We start from the raw sequence: 15,906 nt of genomic DNA, 5'->3' as shown, positions 1-15,906 counted from the left end.
TTGGTTGGATAAATAAAAAAGCCGGGACCATGATCCCGGCTTTTTTTATGTCGCAATAAACCCGTTGGCTTATTGCTTGTCGTAAGCGTTAGCGGCTTCAACAATAATCTCTTTGGCACGGGCGGCATCGGCCCATCCTTCCACTTTTACCCACTTGCCTTTCTCCAGATCCTTGTAGTTCTCGAAAAAGTGTTTGATCTGTTCCAGCAACAGGGCGGGCAGGTCAGTTACTTCCTTAACGTCATCGTACAGCGCACTGAGTTTGCTATGCGGGACCGCAACGACTTTGGCATCGGATCCGGCTTCGTCGGTCATTTCCAGTACACCGACCGGACGCGCACGAATAACACTGCCCGGCACAACCGGATAAGGGGTTACAACCAATACGTCTACGGCATCGCCATCGTCGGCTAAGGTGTGGGGGATATAGCCGTAGTTGGCGGGGTAGAACATGGGTGTGGCCATGAAGCGATCGACCATCAGGGCATCGAAATCCTTGTCGATTTCGTACTTGATCGGGCTGCTGTTGGCCGGTATTTCAATAGCGACATAAACGTCATTGGGCAGGTCTTTCCCGGCCGGGATCTGGTTGTAGCTCATGAAGCGGGCCTCCTGGTTCATAAAGTGGGGCCGCCCGGGCTCAGGCAGCCAGTGTTATCAATGTGTGGGCGCCATTATAGGGACTGACGCGCGGCTTTGCAGCCTTACCATGGTCGCAAGTGCTCAGTCATGGGTGATGCTGGCAAAGCGCTCAAAATAGTCGGGAAAGGTTTTAGACGTGCAACCCGGGTCGTTAATGGTGATCTCGGCATCGCCGAAGGCCGCTAAAGAGAAGCACATGGCGATACGGTGGTCGTTGTAGGTATCGATAGCCGCCGATTGCAGTGTCTCGGGCGGGGTAATGGCGATGTAATCCTCACCTTCATCGACGCTAGCGCCGAGTTTGCGTAACTCGGTGGCCATGGCGGCAAGCCGGTCTGTTTCCTTGACCCGCCAGTTGTAGATGTTGCGGATACGCGTGGTGCCCCGGGCAAACAGGGCGGTGGTGGCAATGGTCATGGCAGCATCGGGGATGTGATTCAGGTCCACATCGACTGCCTTGAGAGGGCCGTCCTGGCTGACTTCGATCCAGTGTTCGTTCCAGGTTACCCGGGCACCCATCTGCTCGAGAACTTCTGCGAAGCGGGCGTCGCCCTGAACCGACGCGGTACCCGTGCCTTCTACCCGCACGGGTCCGCCACCGATCGCGCCGGCTGCGAGGAAGTAACTGGCACTGGACGCATCGCCTTCAACCATTATACGGCCGGGACTCAGATAAGACTGATCGGCGCTGATGTGGAAGGAGCGGTAGTTGTCGTTGGTGACACTGACGCCGAACTGCTGCATGACGTTAAGCGTTATATCGATATAAGGCTTCGACACCAGCTCGCCTGCAACCTTGATGGTCAGGTCTTCTGTCAGCAAGGGGGCTGTCATCAGCAAGGCGGTGAGAAATTGGCTCGAGATGCTGCCATCAATGCTGACCACACCACCGTGCAGCGGCTGTGACTCAATGCGCAGGGGTGGAAATCCCGGTTGACCGAGATACGTCACCCGGGCTCCCAGCGGCGCCAGGGCGTCAATCAGGTCACCAATAGGGCGCTCCGCCATACGCGGTTCGCCGGTCAGTTCGAACTCACCGGAGCCGACACACAGTGCCGCAGCCAGCGGTCGCATCGCGGTTCCGGCATTGCCCAGGAAGAGGGTCAGTGCCTGGCCACGCGCCAGCTCACCCGCCTGACCGACAACGCGGCACTCGGTGCCATCGTCGCTGAGGTAGTAGGGAATGCCCAGTTCATAGAGGGCGTCGAGCATATACCGGATGTCGTCGCTGACCAGCAGGTTGCTGACCCGGGTAGTGCCCTTGCACAGGGCCGAAAGCAGCAGGATTCGATTGGACAGGCTTTTGGAGCCGGGAATTTGAACGGTGCCGCGCGCCTGTCGCAGTCTGGGGAGGGTCAGAGTTTGCATAGCCATCCGTACGCTGTAGAAATCGGGCGGCCATTGTACGCCAGCACAGGGGGTCTTGCATCCAGCGCAACGCCTTGAAAGAGTGTGTTGCAAATAATAGTGAGTGGCGGTTCTACCCTGAGCTTATTTGACGATCAGAATGTCGACGGTAATCCGGTCGAGAATTTTCTCGGCGGTATGGCCCAGTAGCCATCGTTCCAGCCCGCTGCGTGCCACCGCCCCCATAATGACCATGTCGACATTGGCCTGGTGCAAATAGTCGGGGATAACGGTTAATGTTGAGCCGGTTTCCAGAACCGTGTTGGCCTTGTCGATCTGGTGCTGGTTTGCCAGTTGATGCAATGCTTGCTCGTGCTGCTCGCGAATTTCCTCGCTGATGTCGGCGCTGTCGATGGTTGGTTGGTCGAGGTAAATGAGCAGTGGGGTTGGGTCATACACGTGCAACAGTTCCAGTCGCCCGTTGAGATGAGTGCCAAAGTCTTTGCCCCAACGGACAATGTGTTCATCCAGAGTGTCGGGTTTGTCGTTGGCCTGCACCGGGTCCACGGCTGCCGTTAGTCGCACCGGATCACCCCAGGCGTTCGATTTGGTTAGCAACAGCGGTACCGGGCAATGACGAATCAGTTCCCAGTCGGTCTGGCTAAAAAAAGTTCGCTGAATCACGTTTTGATGGTGGGTGGCTTTGACCACCATGTCGGTCGGGTGCTCGGACAGGTAATTCAGTAAGGCGGTGCCAGCGTGTTTGTCCCAAACGCCTTCCAAAGACACTTCAACGGCTTCGTTGCGGGCGATGTCGGCGATCGTTTCAAGCCCCTCCATCATACGATGCATGTAAGCTTTCTGGGCTTTTTCGGAGGTTTCGGGGTTGAGCGGGTGGTTGGAAGCCAGGCTGGCATTGTAGCCGCATGCGAATAACGTGAGGTGCGCATCATCAAGACGTGCCAGTCGGCTGGCTTTACTGACTGCCAGGGCGCTGTCTTCGGCCGGGTCAATTAAAACAATGATGTGTTTGTGTTTAAACATGGCCATTACCTCGCAGGGTCGATTTATTCGGCTGCTGTTGCCCAAAGCCTAGTCGCAGATACCGTGCTTGTCTGCGTGTGAACCAAATTATTCCGATGCAACCAGATGTCAGTCCGCCGGAGTAAAGACAGTGACGACTTTTTGAACGCCTGACACTTCCGAGGCAATGGTCACGGCTTGTTGTGCAGTATCCCGCGTAACTCGTCCGAGCAGGTACACAACGCCTTCCTCCACCACAATATTCACGTTAGAGGAGGAAAAATCGTCGGTGGTGAACATTCTGGATTTGACCTTGACCTCGAGCCATGAATCGTTGGTACGAACGCCGGCTGAAATGGGTGCTTTGGCCGACAGATGGTTGTGTACAGCCTCGACCTGAGGGTCGTTGCGGGCAATGCGGGTCGCAAGTGCAATCAACTCAGTACTGGGCACCTGTCCGACGTATAACACCAGTCCATTATTGGCATGGATGCCGATTCGGCTCTGACTGTAGCGTTCGTCAGCTTTGTCGAGATTGACAGCAAGGCGTGTCTCGAGGCTGTTGTCGTCAATGACCTGGCCCATACTGCGACCTTCGGTATCGGGAACGATGGGCTCGTCGGTAGCGCTGCCCAGAAGGCTTGCACACCCACTGAGGGCCAGACAGCCGGACAAAATAATCAGGACTGGGAGTTTCATGTCAGAGCTCGCCTCCAAATAATTGATGTTCAATCAGTGCACCCAGGCAATTTAGAATCAAATGATGGGTCAACTGCAGACTGGTATTAGTGGCGCCGGAAACACTGAGTTCAACGTCATTCTCTTCCAACAGCGTAGCGATGTCACCACCGTCGGGCCCGGTAAGCGCGACAACGCACAAACCCATATCATGAGCGGCCTGTACAGCCTTGATCACCGCAGGTGCCTTGCCGGACGCTGAGATCGCCAGCAAAACGTCTTGCTCATGAGCCAGAGTGCGGACCTGTCGGGCAAAAATGTCATTGGGGTTGGTGTCGTAGCTGATACCACTCATCAGCGAGCCGTCGCCAGACAGGGCAAGGACGGGTAAACCCGGACGTTCCCGGTCGAACTTACTGAGCATACCGGTGGCGAAACCCTGGCCGAGTGCGGCAGAACTGCCCATCCCACAGACCAGAATTTTTCCGTCATTGAGCAACGCTTCGGTCAGCAAGTCGGCGCCGTGATGCAGCAGTTCGTCGAGCTGTTCGGCCACCCACTGAAAGGACTCAAGGCTTTGGCCGATGTGCTCGTAGAGAATGTCGTTGGGCTCGGTCATCAGGCCGCAAAGGCTCCTTTTATCCAGTGGATGGTGTTGTTTCTATCGAGTGCCAGCACGTCAAAACGCGCGGTGCAGCGGGCCTGCGCCGGGTGTGACTGCAAATACCATTGCGCCGCACGAATCAGTTTTTTCTGTTTTGCAGGCGTTATGCTGGCGCTGGCCGAGCCATATCGTTCATTGCGGCGTTGCCGCACTTCCACAAACACCAGCGTATCGCCATCACGGCAGATCAGGTCGATCTCGCCGACTTTTACCTGAAAATTTCGCGCCAGAACGGTCCAGCCCTGCTGCTGGCACCAGTTGTGGGCCTGGTCTTCAGCATCTGCGCCTTTAACCGGTCGCCACACCATCAGGGTCGGGCACTGGCCGGGTTGAGCACATTCACCAGTCCGGACCCAGGGCGTACTTCGCCGTTGCTGAACTGCGCCCAAGTCAATTCCCGCTCAATGCGTTGCCGGGCATCCAGTCGCAAAGTGCCGGTTACGCCATAGACCCGGGTGTCGGGAAATTGTTGCAACTGCGGCAGGCGCGGGTAGAGCCGGTAACTGTCTACGCCCAATGCAACCAGCGTTTCAAAGCCAGCGAACTGTTCATTGAACGCCGACTGTACGTCTTGCTTGATCGGGTTTTCACGCAATTCCCAGGGCATTTCGACAAAAGCGACACCGTTCAGATCTTGGTCGCGGCTGGTGTTTCGGGTGCCGTCATAGAGGTGGGACGTGGCCATGACTGGAATATCCGAGGCGTATTGGAAGTTGAGCATGGGTTTGAGCTGACGTGCCTGCGACGGAAAGGCCACCATAAAAATCATGTCAATGTCTTCACGCCGGCGCGGTTCGAAGATTATGTCACGTTCGATCAGTGCATCGAGTGAGCGCATCCGACGCTCACTCTGGTCAATGTTGAGCGCTCGGCGGACCGTGTTGAGGTACTGATCTGGCTGGGTATAAAGCGATTTGCTGGTCACCCGCCCGCCCTGGGTCTCCCAGTTTCGCACGAAGGTGTCGCTTACTTTGCGGCCCCATTCGGAGTCGGGCGCTAGCACCATGGCGTTGCGGTTACCCTGCTGCCATGCCTGTTCAGCGACCTGCCTGGCTTCGTCTTCCGGTGCCAGTCCAAACTGGTAAAAGTTGGACGGGCCATTGCCACTCAGGTCGCTGTAATTCAGCGCCAGTACCGGTACTGACAATACGGTCTGTTGTTGTATTTGTTGTACCCGGGCCTTGTCCAGTGGACCTATGACCAAATCGGCGCCTTCGAATACCGCCTGCTTATAGGTGTTGTAGGCATCGGCATTCTCGTTGGTGTCGAAAAAGGTCAGTGACGGAGCATCTTCTGCTTCCAGTCGGGATTCATACCAGGCGGCCAGCAGCCCGCTGCGAATGGCCTTGCCTGCCATCTCAAGCGGGCCAGACAACGGCAGCAAGACGGCAATGTTACGAGGCTGGGTGTTGGCCAGTTGACGCAGCAATGCCAGATCACCGGGGATGTTTTGGGCAGCCGGGTGCGACGGATGGCTGTTAATCCATTCGTCGATCGCGATCACTTGCCGGCGCAGGTCATCCGGGTTTTCGCGAGCGATCAGGGCCAGGTCGAGCCAGCCGGTCAGGTCAGGGCTTGACTCTGCAGCGGACAGTTCACGTATGGGTTCTTCGGGAACCAGTTGCAAGTCAAACCAGATCTGCTCGTTGTTAAAGCGGGCGTTATCGTCTTCCAGTACTGGCGCCAGAAAAATCCGCTCGCGCGCTGCTGATAAATAGTCGCCTGAATACTCGTAAGCTTCCGCCCGCAGCAGGCTGACCACTATTTGCTGTTCCAGCGGCAAGCCATCGAATAAGGCTGCGCGTTCGCCACTGAGCCAGTTCAGCGCTTCATTGCCATCACCCAGGCTCAGTGCCAGCTCGGCCCGGAGTTGGGCATATCGGGTACGTTGAGCGGTGGTCAGTTGGTTGAACTGAAGGCCGCTGAGAATAACTTCGGCCTCGTTGATCTGATAGTCATCGAGCAGCGCCTGCGCCTGATCGAGTCGCTGGTCGACCAGGCCGTCGACCGTCTGCTCCGATGCATTCGATTGGCCATCCGGTGTTGTTGACTGACTGACGCAACCGGCCAGAAGCACGATAGAAACCCAGGCGCAGAGTTGCAGGGCAGTTTTGGTGTTGGGCATTTTCAACATGGACCAGACGCTTGTTACAATGGATTAACATCATTCTACTGAATAAAGTGATGATGAAATAGGGCGTTGCCTGTATGGATGACGCTTCTGGTACAGTGTCTGTAACTTTCTTCTTTTTTAACCCTTATCAGAACAGGCGCCTCTGGCGCTGTCCAACCGAGGTCTCATGTCTGCCCCAATAAACTTGCCAGCAGCTCTCTATGTTGTCGCCACGCCCATCGGAAATTTGGATGACATAACGCGCCGTGCGGTCTCGGTGCTGTCGTCGGTGGATGTCTGTTGTGCGGAAGACACTCGCCACAGCCGTCGTTTGCTGGACCACCTGGGGGCCTCGCCCAGGCTGATTTCAGTCCATGAACACAATGAGCGGGACCGCGGGCACTTTATCGTTTCTTTACTTGAGCAAGGGCAGTCGGTCGCGTTGATCAGCGATGCGGGTACGCCGTTGATATCCGACCCGGGTTATCACCTGGTACAGGCCGTTGCTGACGCTGGGTTTACGGTGCACCCGGTACCGGGTGTCAGCGCGGTTATTACTGCCCTGAGTGTCGCTGGTCTGCCGACGGATCATTGGCGGTTTGAGGGATTTCTGCCGGCGAAATCGGCCGCCCGACAGAAAGCCATGCAAGCGTCAGCAGACAGTCCACACACCCTGGTGTTCTATGAGAGCAGTCACCGCATTTTAGCCAGTCTTGCCGACATGGTTTCTGTTTATGGTGGTCAGCGTCGAATTGTGGTCGCTCGCGAGTTGACCAAGACGTTTGAAACCGTTTTGCGGGGTACGCTCGATGAGGTTCTGGCCAGAGTCGAAGCCGATGAGCATCAGCGCAAAGGCGAGTTCGTGGTAATGGTCGCTGGCGAATCGCGCGTGGACCAGGCCGTAGGGCTCGACCCCAGGGCGTTGGCCGACGTCCTGGCGCCGCTGATGCCGCCCAAACAAGCCGCGGCGGCTATGGTCACATTGATTGGTGGTCGGAAAAAGGAATGGTACGAGCTGATCACCGGGCTCAATCAGGCTGATTGATGCTCTGTCGAGGTGCGACAGAAAAACACTTGCGATTCGCCGGGTTTCCCGTATTGTGCGCTCCGCGAGTCGGCCAGGCAGTCGCTGCTTCGAAAGAAGGAGAGGAAAGTCCGGGCTCCACAGGGCAGGGTGCCAGATAACGTCTGGGCGGCGAAAGCCGACGGAAAGTGCAGCAGAAAGGAAACCGCCTCTCGTTCGCGAGCGGTAAGGGTGAAAAGGTGCGGTAAGAGCGCACCGCAGGTCTGGTAACAGAGCTGGCGATGGTAAACCCCACCTGGAGCAAGGCCAAATAGGGTCCCACTAAGGCGCGGCCCGCGTCGGGACCGGGTAGGCTGCTTGACCCTGCGGGTGACTGCAGGGCTAGACGAATGACTGTCCACGACAGAACCCGGCTTATCGGCTGACTCGCACTTATTCACTCTTCATGGTCCGCCTGCACTGGCTTTGTACCATCTCAAATATCTCCTCGCTTCAGATCCCTGTTTCATGGTTAAACCTCAGGATTTAATCAACAGCCCCATCGTTCGTTGTCGATAAATGGCATGCTTTTAATTCGTTTAACCTCCAATGCAAGTCACTTTCTGGAAATATTCCTGACTGCGCATTATTCATGCCTGTATTTTATGACGAAGGTGATCGTTCCTTCTCCTCGAGTTGAGCAATGTCAGTAAAGCGCAAAGCCAGCAATGATGCGGTTGTGCACCGTTTCACATCCGATCGCTGTTTTACTTCTTTAATTTCGCCTGAATCTAAATTTTACAATTTATATTCCAAAATAATCTTTAACTTAAGGTATCACTTTAACTTGAGTGGCCAAGTTAGTCTGTTTGCTTGGGTTTGGTGTGTTAGTGGTCGCTAACTTTGGTGGCTGAGATTGTGTGCTATTTCCTAACTTGCTGTTTTTAGTGGTTTTTTCTAAAGCTCCCCGGCTAGTGACCACTTGCTTGTGGGTCGCGCGACTCCTATAGTGTCGTTATGTGGAGAAAAGTGGCAAAAAGTGGGTCTTAAGGGCAGGGTTTGATCGGAATGACACCTTAAACATTCGGAAAGCCTCTTCGCACGACCCGACAGGAAGACAGACCAAGACAACGGATTACGACCACCATGGCACGAGCGACTGACACAATCATGCTCCGAGGAGTGCATACCCTGGCATTGGATGCCAAGGGTCGCCTCGCCGTGCCCAGTCGGTACCGGTCGGTGCTGCAGGCTCTTGCCGAGGGTCAGCTGGTCGTGACTATTGATACCGAAGCCCGCTGTCTGTTGATTTACCCGCTGGATGAGTGGGAAGTCATTCAGGAAAAAATCACCGCCCTGTCCAGTTTTAACAAAGCCGCCCGGCGCATTCAGCGTTTGCTGGTCGGGCACGCGACCGATGTGGAATTGGATGGTTCGGGCCGGGTGTTGATTCCGACGCCTCTGCGTGAATACGCCAGTCTCGATAAAAAGGTCGTGTTACTGGGTCAGGGCAACAAATTTGAGCTGTGGTCGGAAGAATTGTGGGAGCGTACGCGCGATGCCTACCTGGATGAAGCCGGCGATGAAGATGTGTTAACCGAAGAGCTGGAGCAAATTTCACTGTGACCCCGAAACCGGAACAGGCGTTCAGTCATGACACCGTATTGCTGCACGAAACCGTGGCGGCGCTGCAGGTGGCGGATGGCGTATACGTCGACGGTACTTATGGCCGGGGAGGCCATAGCCGCTTGTTGCTTGAGCAATTGGCGCCGGGCGGTCAATTGGTTGTGGTTGATAAAGACCCCCTGGCGATCGCTTCAGCTGATGCACTGGCAGGGCAGGATGCCCGGGTGAGTGTTTGTCATGCCAGTTTTGCTGATTTGAAAGCCCAGTTGCAGCAGCGCGATCTGGCTGGCCGGGTAAATGGCATTTTGCTGGATCTGGGGGTGTCATCCCCTCAGCTCGATGATGCCAGTCGGGGTTTCAGTTTTAGGTCAGACGGACCATTGGATATGCGCATGGACCCAACCTCCGGTGTCAGCGCGGCGCAATGGCTGACTCATGTCGGTGAGACCGATCTGGCCAACGTGCTGTTCCGCTACGGCGATGAGCGCTACAGCCGCCGGATTGCTCGCGCCATTGTGCGTGCTCGAAGTGAGGCGCCAATCACCACAACGCTGCAATTGGCCGATATTGTTTCCAAGGCGCACCCCGCGTGGGAGCGCCACAAGCATCCGGCAACCCGTAGCTTTCAGGCTATTCGCATCCATATCAATGCGGAACTGTCTGATCTTGAAGTCTTGTTGGCTGATTGCGTGGCGTTACTGGCCCCTGGTGGTCGGCTGGCTGTGATTACGTTTCATAGCCTCGAAGACCGTCTGGTGAAGCAGTTTATTCGTGAGCAGGAAAAGGGCCCTGAACTGCCGCCCGGTCTGCCGGTGCTTGAGTCTGATATACCGCGCACGATGAAGAAAATTGGCAAGCCCATAAAAGCCAGCCCTGCTGAAGTGCAGGGGAATATTCGGTCGCGCAGCGCAACCCTCAGGGTTGCTGAGAAATTGTGAAGGAGGTCGGGTGATGTCCTGGCCTGCGCGGTTGTTGACCTTGGGGTTGCTGGTGGTTGTGTTGGTTTCTGCCTTCGGGGTCATTCAGGTGACTTATCAGACCCGGGTGAAATTTGCCCAGTTGGAGTCGCTGCGACTGGAAGGGCAAAGACTGGAGGAAGAGTGGGGGCGATTGTTGCTGGAAGAGAGCGCTTTTTCGTCTCCGGCCCGGGTAGAGCGACTGGCGCGCGACGAGTTGAACATGGCGGAGCCAGAGCCGGAGCAAATGCGCTGGCTAAACCGAAGCGACGTTCAAACACAAACAGACTGAGTTGAGTCACTAAAAAGGGAAATTGAAAATCACTATGTTGGCAAACTGGCGCTTTCATTTCGTTCAAATCGTACTGCTGGCTTTGCTGGCCGTGGTGGTTTGGCGTGTGCTCAGTTTGCAGGTGCTCGAAAAGGAGTTTCTGATCGATCAGGGTACATCACGCTGGCAGCGCGTCGAGGTGATTAACGCGCCCCGGGGTATGTTAACCGATCGCCATGGTGAGCCAGTGGCGGTGAGCACGCCGGTTGTTTCTGTCTGGGCTGATCCGCGCGAGCTGAGTGCGGCAAATATTGGTCGGCTTGCTGCAGCATCGGGCGTGAGTGAACGAACGTTAGCGGCGCGTCGCCAGCAGCACCGTGCTTTCATGTATGTAACCCGACACCTGGCGCCTGCCGAAGCGGAAGAAATTCTGATGCTGGGTATTCCCGGCGTCTACGGCCTGACCGAATACAAACGTTATTACCCGGCGGGAGAAGTGGCTGGCCACATTGTTGGTATTACGGATATCGACGATCGCGGTCAGGAGGGCATAGAACTGGCCTATGATCAGCAGTTGCAGTCCCGCGCCGGCAAGAAAGAAGTGATTCGTGATTTGATTGGGCGTTCAGTGCGCGATGTCGGCGAATTGGAAGCACCAAAGGCCGGTCGGGATCTAAGCCTGACACTCGATCTTCGACTGCAGTACCTGGCTTACCGCGAGCTGAAGAAAGCGGTGACTCAGATGGGCGCGACCGGCGGTTCGGTGGTGATGATGGACGTGCACACGGGCGATGTTCTGGCCATGGTGAACCAGCCCGGATTCAACCCTAACAATCGCTCCAGCATGGCGCCTTCGTCGATGCGCAACCGGGCCATGACCGACCAGTTTGAACCGGGTTCTGTGATGAAGCCAATCAGTATGGCCGTCGCTTTGCAAAGTGGTCAGTTTCAGCCAGATACCGTGATTGATACCAGCCCCGGCTACATGAGACTGGGCAGTTATACGATTCGTGACTTCCGCAATTACGGTGAGCTGGATCTGACCGGAATCATCACCAAGTCGAGCAACATCGGCATGGCCAAGGTAGCGTTGGCGCTTGAAGGTCAGGATTTGTGGGACATGCTGTATGCCCTGGGTTTGGGTCAGAGCACGGGGATTGGTTACCCGGGTGAGGCGGTCGGCCGGTTGCCAAATCAGGTTGAATGGCGGCCAGTTGAGCAGGCCTCTATGGCCTACGGCTATGGTATTGCTGTTACTCCGCTGCAGTTGGCTCAGGCATATTCAACACTGGCCAACGGCGGGTTCAGAGTCAATGCCCGAATACTGATGGATGCGCCGATCGAGACCGGACCGCAGGTCTTGTCCGAGCAAATCTCCCACCAGGTTTTGGCAATGATGGAAACCGTGGTTCAGCCAGGAGGCACGGGCACAGCCGCTACGCTGGACTGGTTCAGCGTCGCTGGCAAGACAGGCACCGTACACAAGGTTGGCGGTGAAGGCTATTTTGACGACCGCTACATGTCGACTTTTGTCGGTGTCGCACCGGTTCATAACCCTGAAGTGGTGACGGTTGTGGTGATCAATGAGCCTCCGTCTGACGCCTATTACGGTGGCCGCGTGGCGGCACCGGTGTTTAACGGCATCATGCGTCAGGCGCTGCCATTACTGGGCGTAGAACCCGATCAAATTCCAGCCCAGGCACGCATGGAGGGTGACCAATGATGACTTTGCGCAATGGTCTGCCCGGTATTGCGCAGTTGTCAGGTCTGGCGGTGCGGGATCTGACGCTCGACAGTCGTGAAGTGGGCCGGAACGATGTGTTCATTGCCCTGAAAGGCGCTGCCTTTGATGGCCACGATTATGTCAATGCGGCGGTTAAGGCGGGCGCAGTAGCGGTTATCGCCGAACACCCCGTGGCTGGCGCGGCTGTGCCGGTCGCGGTGATCCCGGATCTGAGAGCCCGGCTAGGTGACCTGGCGCACGATTTTTACCAGTCATCGGATGAGCCGCTGCATTTGATCGGCATTACGGGCACTAACGGTAAAACCTCAACGTGCCAGTACATTGCCCAATCGTTGGATTATCTGGGTAAGCGCTGCGGCATTATTGGCACCAATGGGCAGGGGCTCTGGGGTGCTTTGCAGGAAACACTGAACACCACGCCCGACGTTGTGCGGTTGCATCGCGAGCTGGCGCGTCAGCGAGACCAGGGCGGACGCTTCTGTGCGATGGAGGTGTCATCCCATGGTCTTGATCAGGGGCGTGTTGACGGTGTGCGCTACAAGACGGCTGTGTTCACGAATCTGAGTCGGGATCACCTTGATTATCACGGCACCATGGAAGCCTACGGCAACGCCAAATGGACGTTGCTGCAATGGCCGGGCCTGGTGAATGCCATCGTGAATCTCGACGATGCCTGGGTGCAGCAACATCTAGACAGCATCGTGGCTGAACGCATTATCACCTTTGGGCAGTCGTCGCAGGCGGACATTCGCGTTGTTTCGTGCCAGTGCCATCCCGGCGGTATGGATGCCGTGATAGCGACGCCCTGGGGCGAAACCGAACTGAATTTGCCGTTGCTCGGGCTGTTTAATCTAAGCAATGCCCTCGCTGCGTTTGCCGTTCTGATGACCGAATCTGTGCCGCTTTCGACGGCAGCAAGAGTGCTTTCAACCCTGCGCCCGGTTAAAGGGCGAATGGAAAAACTGACACTGGCTTCCGGCACCACTGTGGTGGTTGATTACGCTCACACTCCGGATGCGTTGAGTAAGGCTTTGTCAGCCTGTCGGGATCACGTTTCCGGTCGGCTGGGTGTGATTTTTGGCTGTGGTGGTGACCGTGACTCTGGCAAGCGCCCTGAGATGGCTATGGCCGCAGAGCAGGGTGCCGATTTCGTGGTGGTCACAGATGATAATCCCCGCAGTGAATCATCGGCGGCAATCCTGGCTGATATCCGTCAGGGGTTCGCTCGTTCAGAAAACGTCACCGAAATACCGGATCGCCGCTCAGCCATCGAACAAACGCTGGCGCGTTGCGGGGCCGGGGATGTGGTGTTGATCGCCGGCAAGGGCCATGAGGCCTACCAGGAAGTTATGGGTACAAGACATCCGTTTTCCGATCAGGAAACCGTCCTGGCCTGGCAGGAGGTTAATCATGTGGAGTAATCCGACACTGGGCCAGTGGGCCTCTGCCTGTCAGGGGCAACTGGTGGGTGAGGATCGGGTTGTCGGGAATGTTTCGACCGATAGTCGCACGGTTGCAGCCGGTGATGTGTATGTCGCTCTGGTTGGCGACTTGTTTGACGGACACAGCTATGTGCCAACGGCCACTCATAAAGATGCGGCGGCCATCGTTGTGCAGCACCGCGTCGCCGAATGCCCGGTTCCGCAGGTGGTGGTAGCCGATACGCGCAAGGCACTGGGTGCACTGGCCGGGCTGTTGCGCACTGCTTTTGAAGGGCAGGTAGTCGCCATTACCGGCAGTGCCGGCAAAACGTCGACCCGCTCTATGCTGCAGCATATATTCAGCCAGCAGCCTGGATTGCTGGCGACGCAGGGCAACTTTAACAACGACATCGGTGTGCCCAAAACATGGTTTCGGTTGAGTGATCAGCATCAGCGCGTTCTGCTCGAAATGGGCGCCAGCGCAGTGGGCGAGATTGAATGGATGACGCGCTTTTCCCGGCCGCACATCAGCTTGTTGTTAAATGCGTCTGAAGCTCATTCGGATGGATTTGGCGGCCTTGAGCAGGTTCGATTGGCCAAAGGCGAAATTCTTGAAGGCACCGAACGTGACGGTGGTTGTGTGCTGAACCACGACGATCCGGGTTATCAGGGTTGGTTGAAGCGTGCGGTTGATCGCCGGGTTATCAGTTTTGGGCAACACAGCCGTGCAGACGTCTGCTTATTGGCGTTTCAGGCCTCCGGTACCGGCAGTGAGTTCACGCTGTCGCTGCCCGATGGTGACATTTCGGTAGCCTGGGCAATGCTTGGCAAACACATGGCGTTGAACGCGGCGGCGGCGGCGGCAACTGCCTGGTTGGCAGGGGTATCTCCGCTTGATATCGCTGAGGGGTTGTCGCAGATGCAGCCCGAATCCGGTCGCCTGGAACCGCTGGTGTCGGCCCACGGTGGAATACTGATTAATGATGCCTATAACGCCAGCCCGGCTTCGGTTAAAGCCGCGATCGATGTGTTGGCTGAACAGGGCACCGATACGCTGTTGATTCTGGGCGACATGGCTGAGCTTGGAGCCGACAGTGCCGCCCTGCATCAGGAAGTGGGTGTGTATGCCCGGGGCCGAATCCAGTCGCTCTGGACTCTGGGTCCGGAATCCGCCGCAACCGCTGAAGCGTTTGGCGGACAGTCTTTTGAATCGTTGACGCAAATGCTGGATGCATTGCCATCCAGATTGACGGAAACCACCGCAGTACTGATCAAGGGATCGCGCAGTGCCGGCATGGAACGGGTCGTAGAAACCCTGAAAAGGAAACCTTGATGTTTGTTTGGTTGACGCAGTACCTCATTCAGCTCCACTCCGGCTTCGGCGTGCTTCAGTACCTGACACTCAGAGCCATTTTTGGGGTGCTGACGGCCCTCGGCGTGTCGCTGATTCTGGGCCCCTGGCTGATTCGGACATTGCGCCAGTACCAGATAGGGCAATCGGTTCGTACCGATGGGCCCCAAAGTCATTTAAGCAAGGCAGGTACCCCTACCATGGGCGGTGCCTTGATCCTGGTGTCGATCATTGTGTCGACTTTGCTATGGGCGGATCTGGGCAATCGCTATATCTGGATTACGGTGCTGGTAACCGCTGGCTTTGGTGCTATCGGCTGGGTCGATGACTATCGCAAAGTGGTCAAACGCAACAGTCGCGGATTGTCCGCACGGTCAAAATACCTGTGGCAGTCGGTATTTGGGTTGGGCGGTGCGTTGGCCCTGTTCTGGACATCGGGTGATTACATTGTGGCAAACACGCTCTATGTGCCGTTCTTCAAAAACATTGCCATTGTATTGGGTGGGTTTTTTGTGGTGCTCGCGTATTTCGTCATTGTAGGCACCTCGAATGCGGTCAACCTTACCGATGGTCTGGACGGTCTGGCTATTCTGCCCACCGTGCTGGTAGGGGGCGCGCTGGGTGTGCTGGCCTATGTTGGTGGCAATACGGTGTATTCGGAGTATCTGCAGATTCCCTATGTGCCGGGTGCGGGGGAACTGATCATCATCTGCGGCTCGCTGGTCGGAGCCGGGCTTGGTTTCCTGTGGTTCAACACCTACCCCGCCCAGGTATTTATGGGCGACGTGGGTTCGCTGGCACTGGGTGCCTGCCTGGGAGTGATGGCGGTGATTGTTCGTCAGGAACTGGTGTTGTTCATTATGGGTGGCGTTTTTGTCGCCGAGACGGTGTCCGTCATTTTACAAGTCGCTTCCTACAAGTTAACGGGGCGTCGCATTTTCCGAATGGCACCGCTGCACCACCATTATGAATTAAAAGGCTGGCCCGAACCCCGGGTCATTGTTCGATTCTGGATCATCACCGTTATTCTGGTGCTGATCGGTTTGGCAACGTTGAAGATTCGCTGA

15 protein-coding genes and 1 other RNA gene are annotated in these 15,906 nt (G+C 56.3%); 9 read left to right on the top strand and 7 right to left on the bottom strand.

The genetic code is table 11. The features are described 5' to 3' along the window. Nucleotides 1-69: 69 nt before the first annotated feature. From ppa to G565_RS22570, 7 genes are all read right to left on the bottom strand, one after another. A complete protein-coding gene (gene ppa / locus G565_RS0101990; RefSeq protein WP_028669470.1) occupies nt 70-600 on the bottom strand; it encodes an inorganic diphosphatase in 531 nt (176 codons plus the stop codon). A gap of 123 nt (nt 601-723) precedes the next feature. Further along, a complete protein-coding gene (gene aroA, locus G565_RS0101985; protein WP_028669469.1) occupies nt 724-2,010 on the bottom strand; it encodes a 3-phosphoshikimate 1-carboxyvinyltransferase in 1,287 nt (428 codons plus the stop codon). A gap of 123 nt (nt 2,011-2,133) precedes the next feature. Further along, nucleotides 2,134-3,033 (bottom strand): universal stress protein, encoded by a 900-nt coding sequence (locus G565_RS0101980; protein WP_028669468.1) that lies wholly within the window; start codon nt 3,031-3,033, stop codon nt 2,134-2,136. A gap of 108 nt (nt 3,034-3,141) precedes the next feature. Next, nucleotides 3,142-3,711 (bottom strand): BON domain-containing protein, encoded by a 570-nt coding sequence (locus tag G565_RS0101975; protein ID WP_028669467.1) that lies wholly within the window; start codon nt 3,709-3,711, stop codon nt 3,142-3,144. Nucleotide 3,712: 1 nt separating this feature from the next. Beyond that, nucleotides 3,713-4,309: a D-sedoheptulose-7-phosphate isomerase gene (locus G565_RS0101970; protein ID WP_028669466.1), complete on the bottom strand. Its 597-nt coding sequence runs from the start codon at nt 4,307-4,309 to the stop codon at nt 3,713-3,715. Next, nucleotides 4,309-4,662, bottom strand: coding sequence for a YraN family protein (locus G565_RS0101965; RefSeq protein WP_028669465.1), 354 nt, complete (start codon nt 4,660-4,662; stop codon nt 4,309-4,311). The genes G565_RS0101970 and G565_RS0101965 overlap by 1 nt, the downstream gene beginning before the upstream one ends. Continuing rightward, the gene (locus G565_RS22570; protein WP_084649174.1) at nt 4,662-6,488 is read right to left on the bottom strand and encodes a penicillin-binding protein activator; all 1,827 of its coding nucleotides are present in this window, start codon (nt 6,486-6,488) and stop codon (nt 4,662-4,664) included. The genes G565_RS0101965 and G565_RS22570 overlap by 1 nt, the downstream gene beginning before the upstream one ends. A gap of 166 nt (nt 6,489-6,654) precedes the next feature. Between G565_RS22570 and rsmI the strand changes: the two genes are divergently transcribed. From rsmI to mraY, 9 genes are all read left to right on the top strand, one after another. Then, entirely contained in the window at nt 6,655-7,512 is an 858-nt protein-coding gene (gene rsmI, locus G565_RS0101955; RefSeq protein ID WP_028669464.1) for a 16S rRNA (cytidine(1402)-2'-O)-methyltransferase, read from the top strand. Nucleotides 7,513-7,577: 65 nt separating this feature from the next. Then, nucleotides 7,578-7,924, top strand: an RNA gene (gene rnpB / locus G565_RS25710) — RNase P RNA component class A. A 716-nt stretch (nt 7,925-8,640) separates the two neighbouring features. Then, on the top strand, nt 8,641-9,096 hold the full coding sequence (gene mraZ / locus G565_RS0101950; protein WP_028669463.1) for a division/cell wall cluster transcriptional repressor MraZ: 456 nt from the start codon (nt 8,641-8,643) through the stop codon (nt 9,094-9,096). Then, nucleotides 9,093-10,034, top strand: coding sequence for a 16S rRNA (cytosine(1402)-N(4))-methyltransferase RsmH (gene rsmH / locus G565_RS0101945; RefSeq protein ID WP_028669462.1), 942 nt, complete (start codon nt 9,093-9,095; stop codon nt 10,032-10,034). The genes mraZ and rsmH overlap by 4 nt, the downstream gene beginning before the upstream one ends. A 13-nt stretch (nt 10,035-10,047) precedes the next feature. Further along, on the top strand, nt 10,048-10,344 hold the full coding sequence (gene ftsL / locus G565_RS0101940) for a cell division protein FtsL (RefSeq protein WP_084649173.1): 297 nt from the start codon (nt 10,048-10,050) through the stop codon (nt 10,342-10,344). A gap of 34 nt (nt 10,345-10,378) precedes the next feature. After that, nucleotides 10,379-12,046 carry a peptidoglycan D,D-transpeptidase FtsI family protein gene (locus tag G565_RS0101935; RefSeq protein WP_157599979.1) on the top strand — a complete coding sequence of 556 codons (1,668 nt, stop codon included), beginning with the start codon at nt 10,379-10,381 and terminating at the stop codon, nt 12,044-12,046. Beyond that, nucleotides 12,043-13,488, top strand: a complete 1,446-nt coding sequence (locus G565_RS0101930) for a UDP-N-acetylmuramoyl-L-alanyl-D-glutamate--2,6-diaminopimelate ligase (RefSeq protein WP_051207154.1) — start codon at nt 12,043-12,045, stop codon at nt 13,486-13,488. The genes G565_RS0101935 and G565_RS0101930 overlap by 4 nt, the downstream gene beginning before the upstream one ends. Further along, nucleotides 13,478-14,821 carry a UDP-N-acetylmuramoyl-tripeptide--D-alanyl-D-alanine ligase gene (locus tag G565_RS0101925; protein ID WP_037337208.1) on the top strand — a complete coding sequence of 448 codons (1,344 nt, stop codon included), beginning with the start codon at nt 13,478-13,480 and terminating at the stop codon, nt 14,819-14,821. The genes G565_RS0101930 and G565_RS0101925 overlap by 11 nt, the downstream gene beginning before the upstream one ends. Beyond that, nucleotides 14,821-15,906 (top strand): phospho-N-acetylmuramoyl-pentapeptide-transferase, encoded by a 1,086-nt coding sequence (gene mraY, locus G565_RS0101920; protein WP_028669457.1) that lies wholly within the window; start codon nt 14,821-14,823, stop codon nt 15,904-15,906. The genes G565_RS0101925 and mraY overlap by 1 nt, the downstream gene beginning before the upstream one ends.

Origin of the sequence: Saccharospirillum impatiens DSM 12546, from assembly GCF_000423605.1 — a bacterium.
In the GTDB taxonomy this organism is placed as follows: Bacteria; Pseudomonadota; Gammaproteobacteria; order Pseudomonadales; family Natronospirillaceae; genus Saccharospirillum; species Saccharospirillum impatiens.
Note: the sequence above shows the minus strand (reverse complement) of the source record. Positions and strands in the feature narration are given on the sequence as shown.